Origin of the sequence: Paracoccus haematequi (genome assembly GCF_900631945.1) — a bacterium.
Taxonomy (GTDB): domain Bacteria; phylum Pseudomonadota; class Alphaproteobacteria; order Rhodobacterales; family Rhodobacteraceae; genus Paracoccus; species Paracoccus haematequi_A.
This window is the reverse complement of sequence record NZ_UZWE01000006.1, coordinates 1-1,054: the sequence shown is the minus strand read 5'-3', so window position 1 is coordinate 1,054 and position 1,054 is coordinate 1. Positions and strand designations below refer to the sequence as shown.

Annotated in this window: 1 protein-coding gene; it reads right to left on the bottom strand. The window is 60.6% G+C overall.

All coding sequences use genetic code 11. The features are described 5' to 3' along the window. Positions 1 to 13 precede the first annotated feature (13 nt). A protein-coding gene (locus tag PARHAE_RS00095; protein WP_126152578.1) for an IS630 family transposase occupies positions 14 to 972 on the bottom strand; the annotation gives its coding sequence in 2 pieces (ribosomal slippage) (positions 14 to 628 and positions 631 to 972; 957 coding nt in all). Positions 973 to 1,054 lie beyond the last annotated feature (82 nt).

Below are 1,054 nucleotides of genomic sequence, written 5' to 3'. Positions count from 1 at the left end.
AAGCGTTTCGGGATTAACCTGCGACATAGCCAGCTGCCTGAAAGTAGTTCCAGCACTCAGCGGGCGTGAACATTCCGCAGATGTCTCGGAGCGCGTCGAACAGTTCGGTAAAGGTGCGTGCGCCGACCTTGCGCAGATGCGCTTTGAGCTTCGAGAACGCCTGCTCGATGGGGTTCAGGTCTGGGGAGTATGGCGGCAGGTAGAGAAACCAACAGCCAGCCTGCTTGATGGCTTTGGCTGCCTCGACGTTCCGGTGTGTCGCGAGGTTGTCCAGGATGACAACAGTGCCGGGCATCAGTTCCGGCACCAGAACCTTTTCGACGTAGGCGGCGAAGGCAGGTCCGTCCATCGCGCCCTTGATGACCCAAGGGGCAATCAGGCCGTTCTGGGTCAGTCCTGCAATGAAGGTCTGGCTGTTCCAGTGTCCGAAGGGCGCGTCCATGGCGAGCCGCTCACCGCAGGGAGCGCGACCACGGAGGCGGGTAAGGTTCGTTTTGATGGACGTCTCATCAATGAACACAAGCCGTTCCGGCTGGCGCCGCATTGCAGGCAAGCGGCGCGTCAACCAATCGTGCCGGGCCTGCCTTACCCTTGCGCGGCCCCGTTCGCTGGCCACCAGCGATTTTTTTTATAGGTGAAGCCGAGCCGCGACAGCAGCGCGGCAATGGAGGAATGGTGAACTTCGACACCTTCCGCCATCGCTAGGGCGTCGCGCAGCTCGAAGAGCGTGATGTCAGGATCCTGGGTGACCAGTTCCTCGAACAACGCCTGATAGGGCGCGAGCTTGCCTCGCCCAAGAGGGCGGCCCTGAGGCGCGGGATGAGCGTGACCGCGTGTCCGGATCAACTGTGCCCACCGTGCGCCTGTTGCAGCTGACACCTTCAAGCGCATGGCTGCGGCACGGCCGCTCAGTCCCTCTTCAATATACCGCTGAAACCGCGTCCGAAGCGCATTCGGCAAAGGTGCTGACATGACTTATCCTCCCCGAACAAGAGGAGCACAAACTGGGTCTTGCAGGAATCCCTCTGCGATTCACGTTTTTACCGAAACGCTT